At 53.5% G+C, this 510-nt stretch carries 2 protein-coding genes; both read right to left on the reverse strand.

Going from position 1 to position 510, the window contains the following annotated elements:
* Entirely contained in the window at positions 1–240 is a 240-nt protein-coding gene (locus NW829_RS12335; protein ID WP_414412811.1) for a hypothetical protein, read from the reverse strand.
* Between the two features lie 136 nt (positions 241–376).
* Positions 377–510 (reverse strand): ribonuclease H-like domain-containing protein (locus NW829_RS12340; RefSeq protein WP_414417213.1); only part of this gene is annotated, 134 nt, incomplete at its 5' end.

Raw genomic sequence — 510 nt, forward strand, 5'->3', positions numbered from 1 at the left:
TCAGGCAGCCAAGCGGGATCCCTTGTAGCCAGGCTGAGGGAAAAAAGAAGCAAGCACAAAAAAGGCAGGGTTGACTTGCCCCTGCCGAGAAGATCGAGAGTTGAGAGCTTGCTCTCGTTGTCGTAATCGTTGCATCAAGGCGCGGTTCCGTTTGTCCAGTTGGCGCTTACGTGCCGATCCCCCACGACCGCGACGGTTTCTGCCCTGATAGCGAGGAGATTCATGAGATTTCAACAGCATGGGATTCCCCTGATAAACTAAACATAAACAGTCCTGCCTGATTCTAAACGAAACCTCAGCAACTGGCCACAAGACTGGCGGCGCAAGCTGCGGCATTTGCGGCTGGGGATAGGCCGTCTTTGTCAATTTATTCGCATCATTCGGCATGGAGGACTCCTTGGGACAGCCAGTCTTTTAGGCGGTGGGTAGCCCGGCAGTCATCCTCGTTGTAGATAAGCGAGTGCTCCAAATATCTGCGCTCCCGAGTTTCCAGCCATTGGCTATACCAGT

It is taken from the genome of Synechococcus sp. R55.8, assembly GCF_047461895.1.
Lineage (GTDB): Bacteria > Cyanobacteriota > Cyanobacteriia > Thermostichales > Thermostichaceae > Thermostichus.